Below are 18,340 nucleotides of genomic sequence, written 5' to 3'. Positions count from 1 at the left end.
ATATATTAGTTGTTATATACAGTTTTGTAAAATTATAGTTCCTTACATTGTGTCGAGCATTTCTTTAAAATTCCCTTCATTAATCGAATACACATAAAGAAAGAAGAAGCAATAGCATCTCTTCTTTCTACAAATCATTTCTTCTATAATAGCTTTATTATTAAATATAAATTTCTTCTTTCCAACTACTAGATTTTGATTTGACCACAATTAAATTTTCACTTTCCCATTTTAATGTGCCTAAAAATCTTGAATACACCATTTCGTTACCTACCTCTTCCACCAATAATTGATCGCGAATCTTTAAACCCTTTTCATCGTACACCTCACATCGTAGTTGGAAACCTTTAACACGATGAATTCCTTTTAATATCGCTATCTTCTTACGGCTTGGGCTTTTTTTAGGTGTCTTCCCTACTAAAAATATCCCTTCGTAGTTTTGTTTCACAATTTCTCCCAAAGACTCTTCGACATACTCTCTAACAATAGATGGTGAGAGAGTAGAGTTTTCTTCAAGTCCGGGAATAACATATTGATGTACTAATTTACAAAACTCATTGTATTTCTCTTCAACTGAATCACGTGTTAAAAATCCCATAAAATCGTAAGGAGCATATACACAAATTTCACCTAAATCTCTATTCACTTTATATGAAATATCAGTATTTTCATTAGCTAAACAATAGACAGTAACTTGCTCAATCTCTCCTAATCCCATTTCAAACTCGTTAATTTTCTTTGAGAAAATTAACTCAAAAATCCTAATTTCATGCACACGCAAATAATGTTTTTTAGGACGTTGTTTTTTCCAATCATAAAATTTTACTTCGAGCACTATAATTCACTCCTTTTAATAAAAAACACTATGAAAACAATGTAATCCTACAACATCATAGCCTCACACATTCATTATATTAAAAATAAAGCTAGTTTTTTATAATTTTTTTGATATAATTACTTACGGGAAACGGGAAGACATTTATCTTCCCTTGTGTTTTTATTTGCATCTAGTACTTTTGCTAGATGCTTTTTTTTATGCTAAAAAGGTACCCTCAAATACTTTGAGGATACCTTTTTCATCAATTTAGTGCATTTCAACAATTGTACCATCTTCGAACACCTTGAATACTCCAGTAAATCCTGCTCCAGCTGCACCTTCTATTTTATATGTCGTACGCACTCTAATTTGATAATATTTCTTTCCATTTTCTACTTGCGTATCCTCTAGCGTGTAATTATATTCTTCTTTATATTCTTTTTTGATATATTCTTTAGCTTTCTCAAAAGTAAATGCATCTTGATTCTTTCCTGTCTCTACCTTTTGATTCTTTTCTGTCTCTACTTTTTGGTTCTTTTCTGTTACTACCTTCTGATTCTTTTCTGTCTCTGTTTTTTGGTTCTTTTCTGTTACTGCCTTTTGATTTTTTTCTGTCTCTGCTTTTTGGTTCTTTTCTGTTACTGCCTTTTGATTTTTTTCTGTCTCTGCTTTTTGGTTCTTTTCTGTCGCTACCTTTTGACTCGTTACTGCATCATTTTTTTGTGCCTTCGCTGCTGTCGTTACACTCTTTGCAGTTTTTTCCTCTTCACCAATTTTAGTGATTAATCCTAAAGCCTTTTTATTATATTCTTCAAGGTTCTTGTTATCTTTTGTTTCTGAAACTACCTTATTTAATATCTCTTTCGCTTCTGTATAATTTTTCTTACTTATTAACTCTTCACTTTTTGTCAGTTGCTCTTCATACTTCTTTTTTTGTTCTAAGATCGCTACTAATGCTGTTCGTTCTTCCTTGGCTTGTTTTATAAGCGTATTATTTCCATTCTTCATGTTCTCTACTTTTTCAAATGACTTGATTGATTCTTCTACCTTTGTTTCTTCTTTTAACTTCACTGCTTCAATCATTACTTTCGTTTGTTCTACAAGCACTTTTGCATCTGAATCATCTTTTTTCTCATCTAATGCTCGTTCAAATGATGATAAAGCATTTTTATATTCTTTATTCGTTAACGCGGTCTTCCCTTCATCCATTGCTTTGTCAAAATCCCCATTACTACATCCAGCTAGCATTAAAAACGTAAGTCCAATTACCGTTAATAACTTTCTCATTTTCTCTCCCCCTATATATAACTAAAACAATAACATCATATGTATAAAAGTCTGTGTAGTAATTAGACTGAAAGTAAATATGTACTGTACATTTCATTTACTATCATTACTTAAAACTCCTAAATAGTTGGTAGTTGGTTTTCTTCTTCTTTTAAGACAGAAAGGAATTTTAATAAAGCCCTTACTCAGAATCTTTACTACACACACTCTTATACACATAGAAAAATCATTTTTCGTTTATAGTTTGCTATTCCTTCAGCTTTAAACATTCTCAGCTAATTGGAATACAAACTATAATCTGTAACATACCGAAAAGCAACAGAAAACAAACCGTAACAAAAGTCACGATTCGTAACTCTCTTGTAACACAAATGTAACATAAGGTTTTTAAACATACAATAGTTTTTTTACATTATTTTCCCCTTCCACATTTTAAGATCCAATAAGATTCCAACCCTAATTTCATCTCCCACCTACTATTGGACTATCGCTCTTCAAACGCTTTAAGAACCGGACTTATTTCCTAAATCGTTAAAATTAATTACATAGATTGCTCTTTTTTCAACAAAACACTACGAAAACGTATAACCTTTTCCTTCCATACCTTTACACATCAAATATATATAATAAAGCTAGTTTTTATACTTTTTTTGAAATAAGCACATTCGTGAAGCGGGAAGACATTTATCTTCCCTTGTGTTTTTTATTTGCAGCTAATTCTTTTGCTAGATGCTTTTTTTATGCCAAATAATATAAAAAAGGTATCCTCAAATACTTTGAGGATACCTTTTCACTTTTATTATCCTTGCTTTTTTCTACCTAATACGAGTAATCCAAAACTCATCATTACAAGAAGTGCTCCCATATATGGTTCCACAGGCATTTTCTGCCCTGTCTTCGGTAATTCTTTTTCAGGTTTCTCTGGATTCGTTGTTCCAGGCTTCTCTGGGTTCGTTGTTCCAGGCTTCTCTGGATTCGTTGTTCCAGGTTTCTCTGGATCTGTTGTTCCAGGCTTCTCTGGATCTGTTGTTCCAGGCTTCTCTGGATCTGGTTTTTCCGGTTTTTCTGGATCTGGTTTTTCTGGACCTGGTGGTGCTAAATGACTCAATTCGTTTAATACTTCTAATTGAACTGAACTTATCATTCCTTTTGTAATTTCAAATGGAATTGGATTAGTTAATTTTTCATATCCTTTTGGTGCTTCTACTTCTACTAGTGTGTAGTTACCTACAGATAGATCTGAGACTTTTGCTTTTCCATCTTTATCTGTTGTTACTCTCGCGACTATTTTACCTTTTTCATCATGAACTTCAAACACAGCTCCTGCTAATATATTCTTGCTTTCAGCAGCCATTTTTGTAATTTCCACTGAACCTTTGTCTAGCTGTTCATTCTGTACTTTCAATGATAAGACTTCTGTCATACCTTTTTTAATTTCGAATGATACTGGTTCTGTTAGCTTTTTATAGCCTGGTAAACTTTCTTTCTCTACTAATTTGTACTTTCCTACAGATAAGTCTGAGATTTTTGCTTTTCCTTCTTTATCTGTTTTTACTTCTGTTACTACTTTTCCTTGCTCATCTTGTACTTCGAAGACTACGCCTTCTAATACTTTTTGACTGTCTTTATCTACTTTTTTAATTTCTACTGAACCTTTGTCTAATAGTTCGTTCTCTACTTTTAGTGATAAGACTTCCGTCATACCTTTTTTAATTTCGAATGATACTGGTTCTGTTAGTTTTTTGTAGCCTGGTAAACTTTCTTTCTCTACTAATTTATACTTTCCTACTGATAAATCTGAGATTTTTACTTTTCCTTCTTTATCTGTCGTTACTTTTGTTACTACTTTTCCTTTTTCATCTTGAACTTCGAATGTTACACCTTCTAATACTGTGCCACTTTCTTTGTCCACTTTTGTGATCTCTACTGAACCTTTGTCCAACAGTTCATTCTCTACTTTCAATGATAAAACTTTCGTCATACCTTTTTTAATTTCGAATGATACTGGTTCTGTTAGTTTTTTGTATCCTGGTAAACTTTCTTTCTCTACTAATTTATACTTTCCTACTGATAAATCTGAGATTTTTGCTTTTCCATCTTGATCTGTTGTTACTTTTGTTACTACTTTTCCTTTTTCATCTTGCACTTCGAAAGTTACGCCCGCTAATATTGCGCCACTTTCTTTGTCCACTTTTGTAATTTCTACTGAACCTTTGTCTAATAATTCATTCTCTACTTTCAATGATAAAACTTCCGTCATACCTTTTTTAATTTCGAATGATACTGGTTCTGTTAGTTTTTTGTATCCTGGTAAACTTTCTTTTTCTACTAATTTATACTTACCTACTGATAAATCTGAAATTGTTACTTTTCCTTCTCTATCTGTTTTTACTTCTGTTACTACTTTGCCTTGCTCATCTTGTACTTCGAAGACTACGCCTTCTAATACTTTTTGACTGTCTTTATCTACTTTTGTAATTTCTACGTTACCCTTGTCTAGCATTTCGTTTTCTACTGTTAAAGCAAGAGATTTTGTCATACCTTTTTCAATTTGGAAAGTAATTGGATCTACTAATTGCTTATATCCTTTTGGTGCTTTTACTTCTACCAACTTGTATGTTCCAACTGATAAATTAGTAACTTGTGCGTGTCCTTTTTTATCTGTCGTTATTTTAGCAACCACTTGTCCTGCTTCATCTTGAATCTCAAATACTGCATCAGCTAAAGCATCTTTATTTTCTTTGTCTACTTTTGCAATTTCTACATTTCCTGTATCCACTAATTCATTTTCGACAGTTAATTGTAATGCTGTTACTCTGCCTTTTTCAATTTCAAATGAAATTGGTTTTTCAAGCGGTTTGTATCCGGCTGGTGTTTCTACTTCTACCAGCTCATATTTCCCAATAGATAAATCTGAAACGTTTGCTTTTCCATCTTTATCCGTTTTTACTTTAGTAACTACTTTCCCTTTTGAATCACGTACTTCAAATACAACATTTTCTAATGCTGCTTTACTGTCTTTATCTATTTTTGTGATTTCAACATTCCCCGTATCTACCATTTCATTTTCTACAGTGAACGCTAGAGATTTTGTCATACCTTTTTTAATTTCAAATGGTACAGGCTTTTCTAATTTTTTGTAACCCGGTAAGCTCTCTACTTCTACTAGCTTGTATTTTCCTACTGATAAGTCTGAGATTTTTGCTTTTCCTTCTTTATCTGTCGTTACTTTCGTTACTACTTTTCCTTGTTCGTCTTGTACTTCAAAAACTACACCTGCTAACGGTGCCTTATTATCTTTATCTATCTTTGTGATTTCTACATTTCCCGTATCTACCATTTCATTTTCTATTTTTAATGATAGGACTTCTGTCATACCTTTTTTGATTTCAAACGATACTGGTTCTGTTAGTTTTTTATAGCCTGGTAAGCCTGCTTTTTCTACTAATTTGTACTTACCTACAGATAAGTCTGAGATTTTTGCTTTTCCTTCTTTATCTGTCGTTACTTCTGTTACTACTTTACCTTGCTCATCTTGTACTTCGAAGACTACGCCTTCTAATACTTTTTGACTGTCTTTATCTACTTTTTTAATTCCTACTGAACCTTTGTCTACTAGTTCATTCTCTACTTTTAATGATAAGACTTCCGTCATACCTTTTTTGATTTCGAATGATACTGTTTCTGTTAACTTCTTGTAACCTGGTAAGCTTTCTTTCTCTACTAATTTGTATTTTCCTACTGATAAATCTGAGATTTTTGCTTTTCCTTCTTTATCTGTTTTTACTTTCGTTACTACTTTTCCTTTTTCATCTTGCACTTCGAAGACTACGCCTTCTAATACTTTTTGAATGTCTTTATCTACTTTTGTAATTTCTACTGATCCTTTATCTAGCAGTTCGTTCTCTACTTTTATTGATAAAACTTCCGTCATACCTTTTTTAATTTCGAACGATACTGGTTTTGCTAGTTTTTTATATCCTGGTAAGCTTTCTACCTCTACTAGCTTATATTTCCCTACTGATAAATTTGAAACGTTTGCTTTTCCATCTTTATCTGTTGTTACTTTTGTTACTACTTTATCTTTTTCATCTTGCACTTCGAAAATTACGCCCGCTAATATTGCGCCACTTTCTTTGTCCACTTTTGTAATTTCCACTGAACCTTTGTCTAACTGCTCATTCTCTACTTTCAATGATAAGACTTCCGTCATACCTTTTTTGATTTCAAATGATACTGGTTCTGTTAACTTCTTGTAACCTGGTAAGCCTGCTTTTTCTACTAATTTGTACTTGCCTACAGATAAGTCTGAGACGTTTGCTTTTCCACTTTTATCTGTCGTTACTTCTGTTACTACTTTGCCTTGCTCATCTTGAACTTCAAAGACTACGCCTGCTAATAATTTTTGGCTGTCTTTATCTACTTTTGTAATTTCTACTGAGCCTTTATCTAACTGCTCATTTTCTACTTTTATTGATAGGACTGTCGTCATACCTTTTGTAATTTCGAATGATACTGGTTCTGTTAATTTTTTGTATCCTGGTAAGCCTGCTTTTTCTACTAATTTGTACTTGCCTACAGATAAGTCTGAGATTTTTGCTTTTCCTTCTTTATCTGTCGTTACTTCTGTTACTACTTTGCCTTGCTCATCTTGCACTTCGAAGACTACGCCTGCTAATACTTTTTGACTGTCTTTATCTACTTTTGTAATTTCTACTGAACCTTTATCTAACTTTTCGTTCTCTACTTTCAATGATAGGACTTCTGTCATACCTTTTTTAATTTCGAACGATACTGGTTTTGCTAGTTTTTTGTATCCTGGTAAGCTTTCTACCTCTACTAGCTTATATTTCCCTACTGATAAATCTGAAATTGTTGCTTTTCCATCTTTATCTGTTGTTACTTTTGTTACTACTTTATCTTTTTCATCTTGCACTTCGAAAATTACGCCCGCTAATATTGCGCCACTTTCTTTGTCCACTTTTGTAATTTCCACTGAACCTTTATCTAACTGCTCATTCTCTACTTTCAATGATAAGACTTCCGTCATACCTTTTTTGATTTCAAATGATACTGGTTCTGTTAACTTCTTGTAACCTGGTAAGCCTGCTTTTTCTACTAATTTGTACTTGCCTACAGATAAGTCTGAGACTTTTGCTTTTCCATCTTTATCTGTCGTTACTTCTGTTACTACTTTGCCTGCTTCATCTTGTACTTCAAAGACTACGCCCGCTAATGCTTTTTGGCCTTCTTTATCTACTTTTGTAATTTCTACATTACCCTTGTCTAACATTTCGTTTTCTACTGTTAAAGCAAGAGATTTTGTCATACCTTTTTCAATTTGGAAAGTAATAGGATCTACTAATTGCTTATATCCTTTTGGTGCATTTACCTCTACCAACTTGTATGTTCCAACTGATAAATTAGTAACCTGTGCGTGCCCTTTTTTATCTGTCGTTATTTTAGCGACTACTTGTCCTGCTTCGTCTTGAATCTCAAATACGGCATCAGCTAAAGCATCTTTATTTTCTTTGTCTACTTTTGTAATTTCTACATTTCCTGTATCCACTAATTCATTTTCTACAGTTAATTGTAATGCTGTAACTCTACCTTTTTCAATTTCGAATAAAATTGGTTTTTCTAGTGGTTTGTATCCGGCTGGTGTTTCTACCTCCACCAACTCATACTTTCCAATAGATAAATCTGAAGCATTTGCTTTTCCATCTTTATCCGTTGTTACTTTAGTAACTACTTTCCCTTTTGAATCACGTACTTCAAACACAACACCTTCTAATGGTGCTTTACTATCTTTGTCTATCTTTGTGATTTCTACATTCCCTGTATCTACCATTTCATTTTCTACAGTAAATGTTAAAGACTTCGTCATACCTTTTTTAATTTCAAATGATACTGGTTTTTCTAACTTTTTATAACCAGGTAAACTTTCTACCTCTACTAATTCATACTTTCCTACAGGTAAATCTGAAACATTTGCTTTTCCATCTTTATCTGTCGTTACTTTTTTCACCTCATTGCCCTTTTCATCTTGGACAACAAACGTTACTCCCGCTAACGGTGCCTTATTATCTTTATCTATCTTTGTTATCTCTACATTTCCCGTATCTACCATTTCATTTTCTATTTTTAATGATAGTACCTCGATCATGCCTTTTTTGATTTCAAATGATACTGGCTCTGTTAATTTTTTGTAACCTGGTAAGCTTTCCGTCTCTACTAATTTGTATTTTCCTACTGATAAGTCTGAGACATTCGCTTTTCCATCTTTATCTGTCGTTACTTTTTTTACCACTTTACCTTTTTCATCTTGCACTTCGAAGACTACGCCTTCTAATACTTTTTGACTTTCTTTATCTACTTTTGTAATTTCTACTGAACCTTTGTCTAACTGCTCATTCTCTACTTTCAATGATAGGACTGTCGTCATACCTTTTGTAATCTCAAATGATACTGGTTCTGTTAGTTTCTTATAACCTGGTAAGCTTTTCGTCTCTACTAATTTGTACTTTCCTACTGATAGATCTGAAACGTTTGCTTTTCCATCTTTATCTGTTGTTACTTTTCTTACTACTTCACTTTTCTCATTTTGGACTTCAAATTCGACACCCGCTAATACTGCACCGTTTTCTTTGTCCACTTTTGTAATTTCTACATTACCCTTGTCTACCATTGCATTTTCTACTTTTATTGGGAATATGCCGTCCCCTGTTACATTTACTTCGAACTCTGTTTCTTTTAACTGGTATCCTTCAGGCGCTTTCGTTTCTTTTAAAATATATTTTCCTGGTGCTAACGGTTTAGAGATTGCCTTACCATCTTTATCTGTAACAATATGTTCAACTACTACACCATCTTTTACTATATCAAACTCTGCATTTGCTAATGGTTTTTCACCATTTTCCGAATCAATTTTCTTTAATTCAATTTGACCCTTTTGCATAGTATTTTTAATTTCAATTGTTTTTGTTTCTCCAGCTTGAAGTGTAACTTCTAATGGACTTTTTAATTTTTGATATCCCTCAGGTGCTACTTTTTCATAAACTTTATACGTCCCAGGAGCTAAAGTTTGAGGTGCTGAAAAACCATTTTCGTCCGTTTTGAGTTTTGCAACAACTTCATTTGCACTGTTTAGAACTTCAAATTCGGCACCTTTTAAACCTTTGTTCGAATCCTCAGCATCTATTTTATGAATAGATACTGTACCGTCTTTTGGAGGTGCAGGCGGCGTAACAGTTACTTCATTCGATGTTAAATTCTTATCATCAAAATGTAATTCTGCTTTATTAGGAATCTTCTTATCTACGTAAGAAGATAAGTCTGCACCAGCTTTAATTTTCGCCTTAATATTCAAGTTAATTATCTGGTCTTCATATGACTTATAGTCAAAACTCTCACCGAACGTAAATGTTACTTCACTTTTTTGTTTATCTATCTTTAGTGTTCCTTTAGAAGTAATATCTTGGCCATTTTGATCATACACTTTTGCCTCTAATACTTCTAATACATCTTCTAAATCATCACTAATTACCATAGATGTGTATTTAGGAGGATCGTTTGGTATATGTATACCAACTTGATATTGAATAGGTTGATCCATTTGCGCTAACTGCTGATTCTCTACAAGCTTACCATTCTCATCAACTATATTTTTATCAATACTAGGTGGATTATCGTCGCCTGAACCGGTTCCTCCCCCACCACTTACGAATACTTGTCCTACTTTTTCTTCAGTTTTAATATTTTTGCCTTCTAATTTCACTGTATTTTTATGAGGCTTTGCAGCAGGATTTGTAATCTTTGTTTTATATCTTAAAATATAACCTTTTGAACTGTCTGGAAAATCAATTGTAAATCCAGTCTTCGTTGCATTGATTTTAATTTCAGATAAATCTGCTGGCTTAATATTTGTTGGTGCATAACCATCTTCAAATACAGCCTCTTCTAATACTACGCTGTCTGTAATTAACTCATGCCCAGGTCCTAATGTGTCTGTTAATTTAAGATCTTGCATTTCTGTTCCAGTTGCATTTACATATACAAGCCATTCTGCAATTGAAGGGTCTTCTTGATTATAAGAACCCCACTTCAATAGATTATCCGTATTGGGCTGTGGCTTCGGTCTCTCCGTCGTATTACTTACATTTACTTCTTTATTTACGATTTGGCCATCAACGTTAAATTCTAATGGGATTTTTTGGACTCCATCATATGCTTCTAGAGCAAAATAGAATTCTACGAATAAAGAACCTTTAATGTTATTCTTTCCATCTACATAATCACCCATAGTACACGTCAATAGACCATTTTTCATATCACATGTACCAACTATTTTTCCTTCAGCATCTTTTAAAGGAAAACTCAGATTCATAAGATCTTTTCGAAATTCTTTTGGCATATCAATTGTGAATTGATCTCCACTCTTTATCTGTTCTTTAGCAGACCACTTCACTTCTACTTTCATACCATCTGAAGCCTGATATGGTTCAGATGTCGTGCCATCAGTACGGGAAATGTTAATCTCATCTACTGGACTTTTCATCACAGCAGCTTGAATCACTGGAGCCCATACATTCAGCACCGAAAATAATACTAGAAAAACTAATGAAATCATTGAAACGTATCTTTTAGTACTATTCGTTTGCATATTTTCCTCCTTAATTATTATATTTATATAACAAAAAAGATCGTCTGGTTGCATCAAATGTGCAACCAGACGATCTTAGTAAACAATATATATTACCGTAGACTCTAAGCTTTGCGGCCTATCCTTTCGAATAGTGTGCTAAAAATATTTTTTATTCTTTTTTTGTTTCATTTTCCTTTTGAACCAAATATTACTATACCGTCTGGACGGTTTTAATTCAACACTCTATACAATTGTTCTATTATTCTAATAAAAAAACAATTCAACACTGGATTAAATAACCAACGGTGAATTGTTTTGTATTATATAGTTTATATATTCTATTTATAAGAAACAGAGATAAGAGCTCGAATCACTTTTTCTCTTAATTCGGGGCTTATTCTTCCAACCCCTAAACATTCCGAATACCATAATCCATCAGCTGCTAATCTAATAATTGTGGCACAAACAGAATCCATTTCATCATTTTCTATTTTAGTTTGCAATTGCTGAAATGCTTGTTGTAATGGCTCAAGTAATTCAGGTTTTAGCATTATTGCTGCCATCATACTACTACACAACTCTTCTGTTCTTTTCTCATTACTTAATCTTTCCTCTACAAAAGAACGAACCCATCTTCCTTTCCTCTCTGAGTCTTCTGCTACTTTATTGTGAATAGCACCCTGATAATCCTCTACCCCTTTGAGTATCATAGCCTCTATTAAAGCTTCTTTATTTGAAAAGTGATACAATAATCCACCTTTACTTACACCTGCCTCTTTTGCTACTGCTTCTAAGGTTAATTTAGCAACCCCTTTATATTGCACAATTTGAGAAGCGGCAGATAAAATTTTTTGCCGTGTTATGCTTGTACTCATTCCTTTTTAAAACCCCCTTTCTACTAAAATTATATAAATACGTATCTTATTTTTAACTTTGTTGAGGAGTACTAAGTATTTTCTTTATACAACAAAGGCTTCACTACCTTTAAATTGTTAGTTGCTTCTTCTATTAAAAATTTCCATATCATTCAATATGATAACATCAAATACACAGAGTTGACTATACATCTATACTTTTATATTCATTCCTAATATATCCATGAATAGGATTTACTAGTTTAGATCTTCCTATTACTTTATCATCTTGATTGTTTTACCTTATAAGGCGGCGTTAATTCTTTCAGCACTAAATAAAAAAATGTTATTACTCCCGTTGAATTGAGTAATAACATTTTTTTATTTATAAACTACTTAACAAATTCACTTCACAAAGAACGAATTTATCAAAGTCTTCTATTGCTACAATTGTGTGCAAATTCAAGAAAAATCAAACCACCTATCCCCTAAAGAATATAGGGAACAGATGGGTTAGATGTTTTATTAGAAAGTAGTACCTTCTTTTTTATAATATTCTTTTGAAATCTCTTCATAAAATGCTGCCGATGTCGCGTAGAAATAAGGTGCTAACCATAAGAAACCGATTCCTAAAGTAATAATACTTAAAATGAACCAGCCCAGGAAACTTAAGCATAGTAAAAAGTAATCCATTTTATGTCCATTCATCATACGGCGACTTTCGGTAATTGCTTGATTCGCTGTGTATTCTGGACGATCATTCAAAATAAAATACGTCATAGAATAAGAAAATGATTTAATAATACCCGGAATAATAAGAAGTAATGTCCATAGCATCAAGTATACATACATTAGTAAATATATTAAAAACGACTTCATAAGCTTACTTCCATCGCTAAACCATCTAAATAAATCACCAATGCGAGCACTAGTCTCACGGATTACATTTAAAACAAGATAGTAGGCGCCTATTGTTAACGGACCAATAACAAGCATTGCAATAATACTTACTGTAAGCGAATCACTTGCTTCTTCCCAACCCCAAAACATCGAGAAAACACCTGTAATTAGAAGTTCAACAGCTCCAATAAGGATTCCAAGTAATAAGGTTGCCCCTACCGCTAATCCCCATTTTCCTTTTAATGCATCAAGTGCTTCTCTTTTCAACTGACTTATCATATATAACCTCCTAATATTATTTCTATATTAGTATACCATTTATATCAAAAATTTCACGAATTTCCCTGAAATAGAAAGGTACTACTTTTTTTCTGATACGTATTGAGAAATGTGAGCTGTATTTGCACCCATATATGAATCAAATTACTCATTTCTCCATAACAAAAAAGCCTGCCTTTCATACTAGGCAAGCCTTTTCAAATTAATTCTCACTTATTCTCTTCTTATACCAATCCTGCATTCTCTCCGCATCTTCTACTCTCGTATGCTCTAGTTTATAATTCGATGATGCACTAGAAAACGTATACGTACATAAATCCGCTCGGCGCTGGAAATATGATTGTGTTTTTTCAATTGATTGGACGTGTCTTCTTCTTACAAGCCCTGTATGTTTCCCAATACTACGATGTATAATCGTAATTTGTTCTCCGTTTACACCGTAACCATTTGTTTTAAATGTTGCGTATCCAAGTGTAAAGATGAGGATAGCTAGCGGTAACAACGCCCACATGATGAAATACTTTTCAAAGTATATGCTTATCCCAGTAAGCGGGACTGCTAGCATTGCGAAGAAAATGAAACTATCAATTAAATAACGGCGCAAGGCTGCTTTTGGTAATGCAGTAATATTTGTATTCAGTTCATATGGCAATTGTAAATGAGCGAGTAACTCTTGCACACGATCTTTTCGAATAATCGGATGCAGCGTAACTTTGTCTTTCTCTTCTCCCAATCCCTTACTTTGAATGACTTCGACTTGCACAGCACAATAACCGAACATCTGACGGAAAATACCTTCTTTTATTGTAATCCCTTGAATGCGGTGTAACTTTAGTACAAGTTCTTTCCTTTCAAGTAATCCTTGCGAAATGCGGACTTCATCATTTCTTCGATTTACTGTGAAATTACCATATTTTAACGCGTAACCAATTGTAGATATAATCCACGAAAGGACGAGTAAAATAGCTACCATGTAAATCCAGCCGTATATATCATGATCCATTACATACGACTCTACGCTATTTTTTATCCATTTCGGAATGTACTCATCTACTTGGTGATACACGAAAAAGATTAATGAGAATAATAGTCCAAACTGACCAGATGTAACAGATGCTAATAAAATTTCTTTCAAAGTTAATTTGTACTCTGTCGCTTGCTCTTCCTCTGTCATAACTTCTTTTTCTACTACTTCTTCTGATGTTTCTTCTGCTTTTACTTCTGGAGTTGGCTCATTTAGTAAGGAAATAAGCTCCTTCGCCTCGTCTTCCGTAATACCAGCTAAGCTTACTTCTGCATCATCGCCTCCGCCAGCTGTTTCGATTTGAATTTTCTTTAAACCGAGCATTTGATATAACACGTTTGAACTTGTATTAATCGTTTGAACACGTTCTTTATTTAAGTAGCTCTCCTTCTTCACAAAGAGCCCTTGTTTCACATGTAATACGTTATTTTCAACCCAGTATGTTGTGTAATACCATTTTTCAAACGCTGAAAAGACGGTGATTAAACCGAATCCAGCGGGAATTAAATACCAAAATGGAAACTTTCCATTTAAACTAAACATGAAAATAAATAATGGTATAAAGTCTGTTATTTTTAATTCTAATAACATCGTAATGGGATGCTGCCTCTTATACATCCTCATCACTCACTTTCGCTAATTCTGCGATTCTCGTTTCTAACATTTCTGCTTCATACATCGTTAAGCCTGGAATGCTGTGAGAAGTTGCCGCTGTTGAAATATGTAATTCTGCTAATCCATATTTTCTCATAATTGGTCCTTGTTCAATTGTAACGTGCTGTACACGAATCATCGGTACTAATACGCGCTTTACTACGAAAAGACCGTGCTGAATTTCAAGCTCTTCTTCATTTAATTGATAGCTATAATAACGCTGACGTAGTTTCGGGAATACAAAGTACGAAAATGGTGCTAGCGCAACTGTTAACCCAACCATCACATACAAAATCCACGCCCACCAATCAAACTTTATCATAAGGAACAGGTAAGCTAAAATGACGAGAATACCGATCCCTTCTTCAATTACAGCACGAACTTTCCACACCTTGACCATGTCAGGATGAATTTCATTTTTCAATTGATCCATGTAACCACTCCAAATCTATTAATCTAATATATGAATTGTCTCAATCTATATTTTACATAACTTTACATAAAATTGAAAATTTATTATTTATCCGTTTTTTTCTCAGGAATAAAATATCCGAACCAAAGGAGCCAAACTAAACTAATTAATGCGAGCCAACCTTTATCCGCTTGGAAAGCTTCAATCATACCTGGAATTTTATACACTCCCACAAATCCAAGGAAACCGAGCCACCAGTTTTTCTGCATTTTCATTTTTATTCCCCCTCCTTCATTACGTTTTTCACATTTTGAATCCAAATTTCTTTATACTTTAACTGGAATCCTATTAATATGTAATTACTCATATTATCAATAACGAGCGCTAACGTATGCGCGTTTTCTTCAGTTGCATGTTGTGACACAACACCAAGTCTCGCGCCTTGCTTTAATAAATCGTGGAATCCATTTAAGAAATCTTCTTGTATTTCAAATAAGCGTTTCTGGTACTTTTCATTTCGCGTCGCAGTTACGATGAATTCATTTATAACGCGTAATATGCCTTCTTGACCTCTATACTCCGATAACATATGTAAACCATCTGCGATTAACTTTTCTGCAAAGTTTTCTTTCGTATATTGTTCTTTATCGAAGTAACCCACGAAATAATATCCAGAAAAAATCTCTTCAAATAAAAAATCAACTAGCGCTTCTTTAGACGGAAAATGATAATAAATAGCTGGCTTTGATATGCCTACTTCTTTCGCAATCATTGAAAGACTCATCTTCTCAATGCCATGCTCTGCCATTAGTTTAAATGATGCATCTACAATGTGCTGCGATGTTTGTAAATTTTTTGTCATACTGTACCTCTTCTATTTTTACTTACCGGTCGGTAAGTAAATTGTAAAATGAAAATGAATGATTTGCAAGTTAATTAGAGTTTTAAAAGGAACTTCTTGATGAACCTAGAAAAATATAAAGTAAAAACAATGTATAACGATAAGGAGGATTTTCATATGGGATCTGGCGGTAAAGGTGGTAGCGGCGGCGGTGAAGATGGCAAAGATGGTAAGAGCGGTAGTAGTGGGCTTTTATTACTCATTCTGCTCTTTATCGTATTCATTATAATTGGAGCTAGTTATAGTGTGTTTAGCTTCTAAGAAAAGACACAATTCAGTTAGTTATAGTAGCGTAGAAAACTGAAACAGAGATTAAAATTTTCCTTCTTAAGGTTTCTTCACCAGTAAGGGCACACAAAATAGAAAGCCCCGGTTATATTTAACAGCCAGCGCTTTCTATCTTCAGTATTCTTATAATGCTTCATCTATATTTCCAACTCGCACACGTAAATCATTATTGATCATCCACAATAATATACGCTGTTCTAATTGGCCCATGCACACCTACGACAAGGTTCATTTCAATATCCGCGCTATTTGACGGACCAGAAACGAAGTTCACACAAGCCGGCAAGTTTTCTCCCGCTTTATTTTGATTATGGATCAGTTTTGTAGCTTGGGTTAATCTTGGTACAATCGTACTTTTAGGAACGATTGCAATATATGACTCTGGAAGAAGACTCACATGTCTTCCTTTTAACCCGTCATTAAATAGTACAACGGTTCCTGATTCTGCCAGAGTCATATCACTGAACGTAATGCCAAGGTCAGCAGCTTTCGCAAATTTTATGTCCTCTTCTTTATGATCTAATCCCCATGTACGAAAATGTGTTGTTCCTTCATTGCTGAAACATGGTGTAAGACCATACTCATTAAAGCGCTCATCATTCGAACATATAACAGATTTGATATTCCAACTTTTTATAAAAGACCCCAATGTTTCAACAAGATTTTCCTTTGTTGTTCGCTTTACTTCTGTATGAATGACTTCGCAGTGCTCTATTAACTTTAATACAAGTTCGTCTTGCGCCAGTCCGTCAAAAACAGTCCACTGCGGGGAAAAAGACCAGTTCGGTTTTTCCACTGCTTCTGGACGTTTCCTACCAAGCTTTTCTGATAACTGGAGTAAAAATTCCTCACGATTTTGGATGGCCATCATTGTTCTCCTTTTCGTGTTTTTCAAACCACTCTCGAAACGGTTGTTTTTTCGGAACTGGAAAATCTCTCGCATCCGTCCAAGCTTTTAACGGCCCAATTCCACGCTCGATCTTATCCCCTTTTGCAAGAGGTTTTAATGCATACGGAGCGCTCTTCGCTGCAAAAGAAAATAGTCTAGGACTCTTCACCGCTTTTTCAAAACCTTTCATAGCCACGTTCCAAGCCACAGGTGATTTTTTTTCTTCTACAATGCGACTGCGGTGTTTAATTAATAAGTCATGTAACGGGATTTTCACTGGACACGCTTCTGTACAAGCACCACAAAGGCTAGATGCGTAAGGTAAATCCTTATATTCATCATATCCCCCTAAAAGCGGTGTCAACACAGCTCCAATTGGTCCTGGATAAATAGAGTCATATGCATGTCCACCAATATGCCTGTATACAGGACACACATTAATACATGCCGCGCAACGAATGCACTGGAGGACACTTTGGAATTCCGTTCCTACAATATCGGAACGACCATTATCAACAATGACTAAATGAAATTCCTCAGGTCCATCTTCCCCGCCAGGCTCAGTTAACCCTGTAATATAACTTGTTAACTTTTGTCCTACAGAACTTCGGCATAGAAGTGTTACTAAAACATCAAGCTCTTCCCATGTTGGAACAATACGTTCCATCCCCATAACTGTAATCAACGTTTTCGGAAGTGTCGTAGTAAGTCTTGCGTTTCCTTCGTTTGCTACGATAGAAATTGATCCAGACTCTGCAACAGCAAAGTTACATCCAGTCACCCCTATATCCGCTGCAAAAAAATCATCACGTAAATACGATCTTACAAACCTCGCCATTTCCGTAGGATCAGATGTTCCAGTGTAATTTAACTTTGTTTTAAATATTTCACAAATGTGTTCTTTATCCTTGTGAAGACACGGAACAACAATGTGTGATGGAGGATCGTGGTCGTTCACTTGTAGAATAAATTCAGCAAGATCTGTTTCTAACACTTCCGCTCCAGCTTCTTCAATCGCTTCATTTAAACTAATCTCTTCCGTTACCATCGATTTTGATTTCACAATTTTTTTCGCGTTTTTCTTTTTTACAATCTCTTTTACATATTCCCTTGCGTCTTCTGCAGTTTTTGCGAAATAAACAAAACCACCGTTTTTCTCAATATTTTCACTTAGCTGATGCAAATAATAATCAAGGTTCTCTAATGTATGCTTTCGAATTTCTTCTCCTAAAGCTCGCCATTCTTCCCAGTTCCCAAGACTCTCAGTAGCTTTTAATTTCTTAACTCTAAGACCATCTTGCGCTTTCCTGACAGCCTGTCGCATAAATTGATCCCCAATGCCTGTTGCAGTACGCTTATGAAAGGGATCGTTCCCAATTTTCATTCCCATC

Annotated in this window: 12 protein-coding genes and 1 riboswitch; of the genes, 1 reads left to right on the top strand and 11 read right to left on the bottom strand. The window is 34.2% G+C overall.

The genetic code is table 11. The features are described from left to right. Positions 1-160 precede the first annotated feature (160 nt). The 9 genes from B5P42_RS07975 to B5P42_RS07930 form a co-directional block, all read right to left on the bottom strand. Positions 161-835, bottom strand: a complete 675-nt coding sequence (locus B5P42_RS07975) for a hypothetical protein (protein ID WP_113733965.1) — start codon at positions 833-835, stop codon at positions 161-163. A gap of 249 nt (positions 836-1,084) precedes the next feature. Then, positions 1,085-2,104: a hypothetical protein gene (locus tag B5P42_RS07970; protein WP_113733964.1), complete on the bottom strand. Its 1,020-nt coding sequence runs from the start codon at positions 2,102-2,104 to the stop codon at positions 1,085-1,087. A gap of 799 nt (positions 2,105-2,903) precedes the next feature. Further along, positions 2,904-10,766, bottom strand: a complete 7,863-nt coding sequence (locus B5P42_RS07955; protein WP_142674048.1) for a SpaA isopeptide-forming pilin-related protein — start codon at positions 10,764-10,766, stop codon at positions 2,904-2,906. 57 nt (positions 10,767-10,823) lie between these two features. Then, positions 10,824-10,916: riboswitch (cyclic di-GMP riboswitch) on the bottom strand. A 170-nt stretch (positions 10,917-11,086) separates the two neighbouring features. Next, a complete protein-coding gene (locus B5P42_RS07950) occupies positions 11,087-11,623 on the bottom strand; it encodes a TetR/AcrR family transcriptional regulator (RefSeq protein WP_113733963.1) in 537 nt (178 codons plus the stop codon). 504 nt (positions 11,624-12,127) lie between these two features. Continuing rightward, complete coding sequence (locus B5P42_RS07945; protein WP_113733962.1) at positions 12,128-12,781, bottom strand: DUF975 family protein; 654 nt, start codon at positions 12,779-12,781, stop codon at positions 12,128-12,130. Positions 12,782-12,983: 202 nt separating this feature from the next. Next, complete coding sequence (locus B5P42_RS07940; RefSeq protein ID WP_113733961.1) at positions 12,984-14,423, bottom strand: PH domain-containing protein; 1,440 nt, start codon at positions 14,421-14,423, stop codon at positions 12,984-12,986. Continuing rightward, a complete protein-coding gene (locus tag B5P42_RS07935; RefSeq protein ID WP_113733960.1) occupies positions 14,416-14,892 on the bottom strand; it encodes a PH domain-containing protein in 477 nt (158 codons plus the stop codon). The genes B5P42_RS07940 and B5P42_RS07935 overlap by 8 nt, the downstream gene beginning before the upstream one ends. A gap of 83 nt (positions 14,893-14,975) precedes the next feature. Then, positions 14,976-15,146: a hypothetical protein gene (locus tag B5P42_RS31945; protein ID WP_002011131.1), complete on the bottom strand. Its 171-nt coding sequence runs from the start codon at positions 15,144-15,146 to the stop codon at positions 14,976-14,978. A gap of 2 nt (positions 15,147-15,148) precedes the next feature. Further along, on the bottom strand, positions 15,149-15,733 hold the full coding sequence (locus tag B5P42_RS07930) for a TetR/AcrR family transcriptional regulator (protein WP_113733959.1): 585 nt from the start codon (positions 15,731-15,733) through the stop codon (positions 15,149-15,151). A gap of 156 nt (positions 15,734-15,889) precedes the next feature. On the opposite strand from B5P42_RS07930, the gene B5P42_RS07925 reads away from it, so the two are divergent. After that, positions 15,890-16,033 (top strand): sporulation protein YjcZ, encoded by a 144-nt coding sequence (locus B5P42_RS07925; RefSeq protein WP_100248471.1) that lies wholly within the window; start codon positions 15,890-15,892, stop codon positions 16,031-16,033. 193 nt (positions 16,034-16,226) lie between these two features. Here the strand turns inward: B5P42_RS07925 and B5P42_RS07920 are convergent, their stop codons facing one another. Further along, a complete protein-coding gene (locus B5P42_RS07920; RefSeq protein WP_113733958.1) occupies positions 16,227-16,928 on the bottom strand; it encodes a LutC/YkgG family protein in 702 nt (233 codons plus the stop codon). Next, positions 16,909-18,339, bottom strand: a complete 1,431-nt coding sequence (locus B5P42_RS07915) for a LutB/LldF family L-lactate oxidation iron-sulfur protein (RefSeq protein WP_113733957.1) — start codon at positions 18,337-18,339, stop codon at positions 16,909-16,911. The genes B5P42_RS07920 and B5P42_RS07915 overlap by 20 nt, the downstream gene beginning before the upstream one ends. Position 18,340: the final 1 nt, after the last annotated feature.

The organism is Bacillus sp. SRB_331 (assembly GCF_003264175.1).
GTDB classification, from domain to species: domain Bacteria; phylum Bacillota; class Bacilli; order Bacillales; family Bacillaceae_G; genus Bacillus_A; species Bacillus_A mycoides.
Note: the sequence above shows the minus strand (reverse complement) of the source record. Positions and strands in the feature narration are given on the sequence as shown.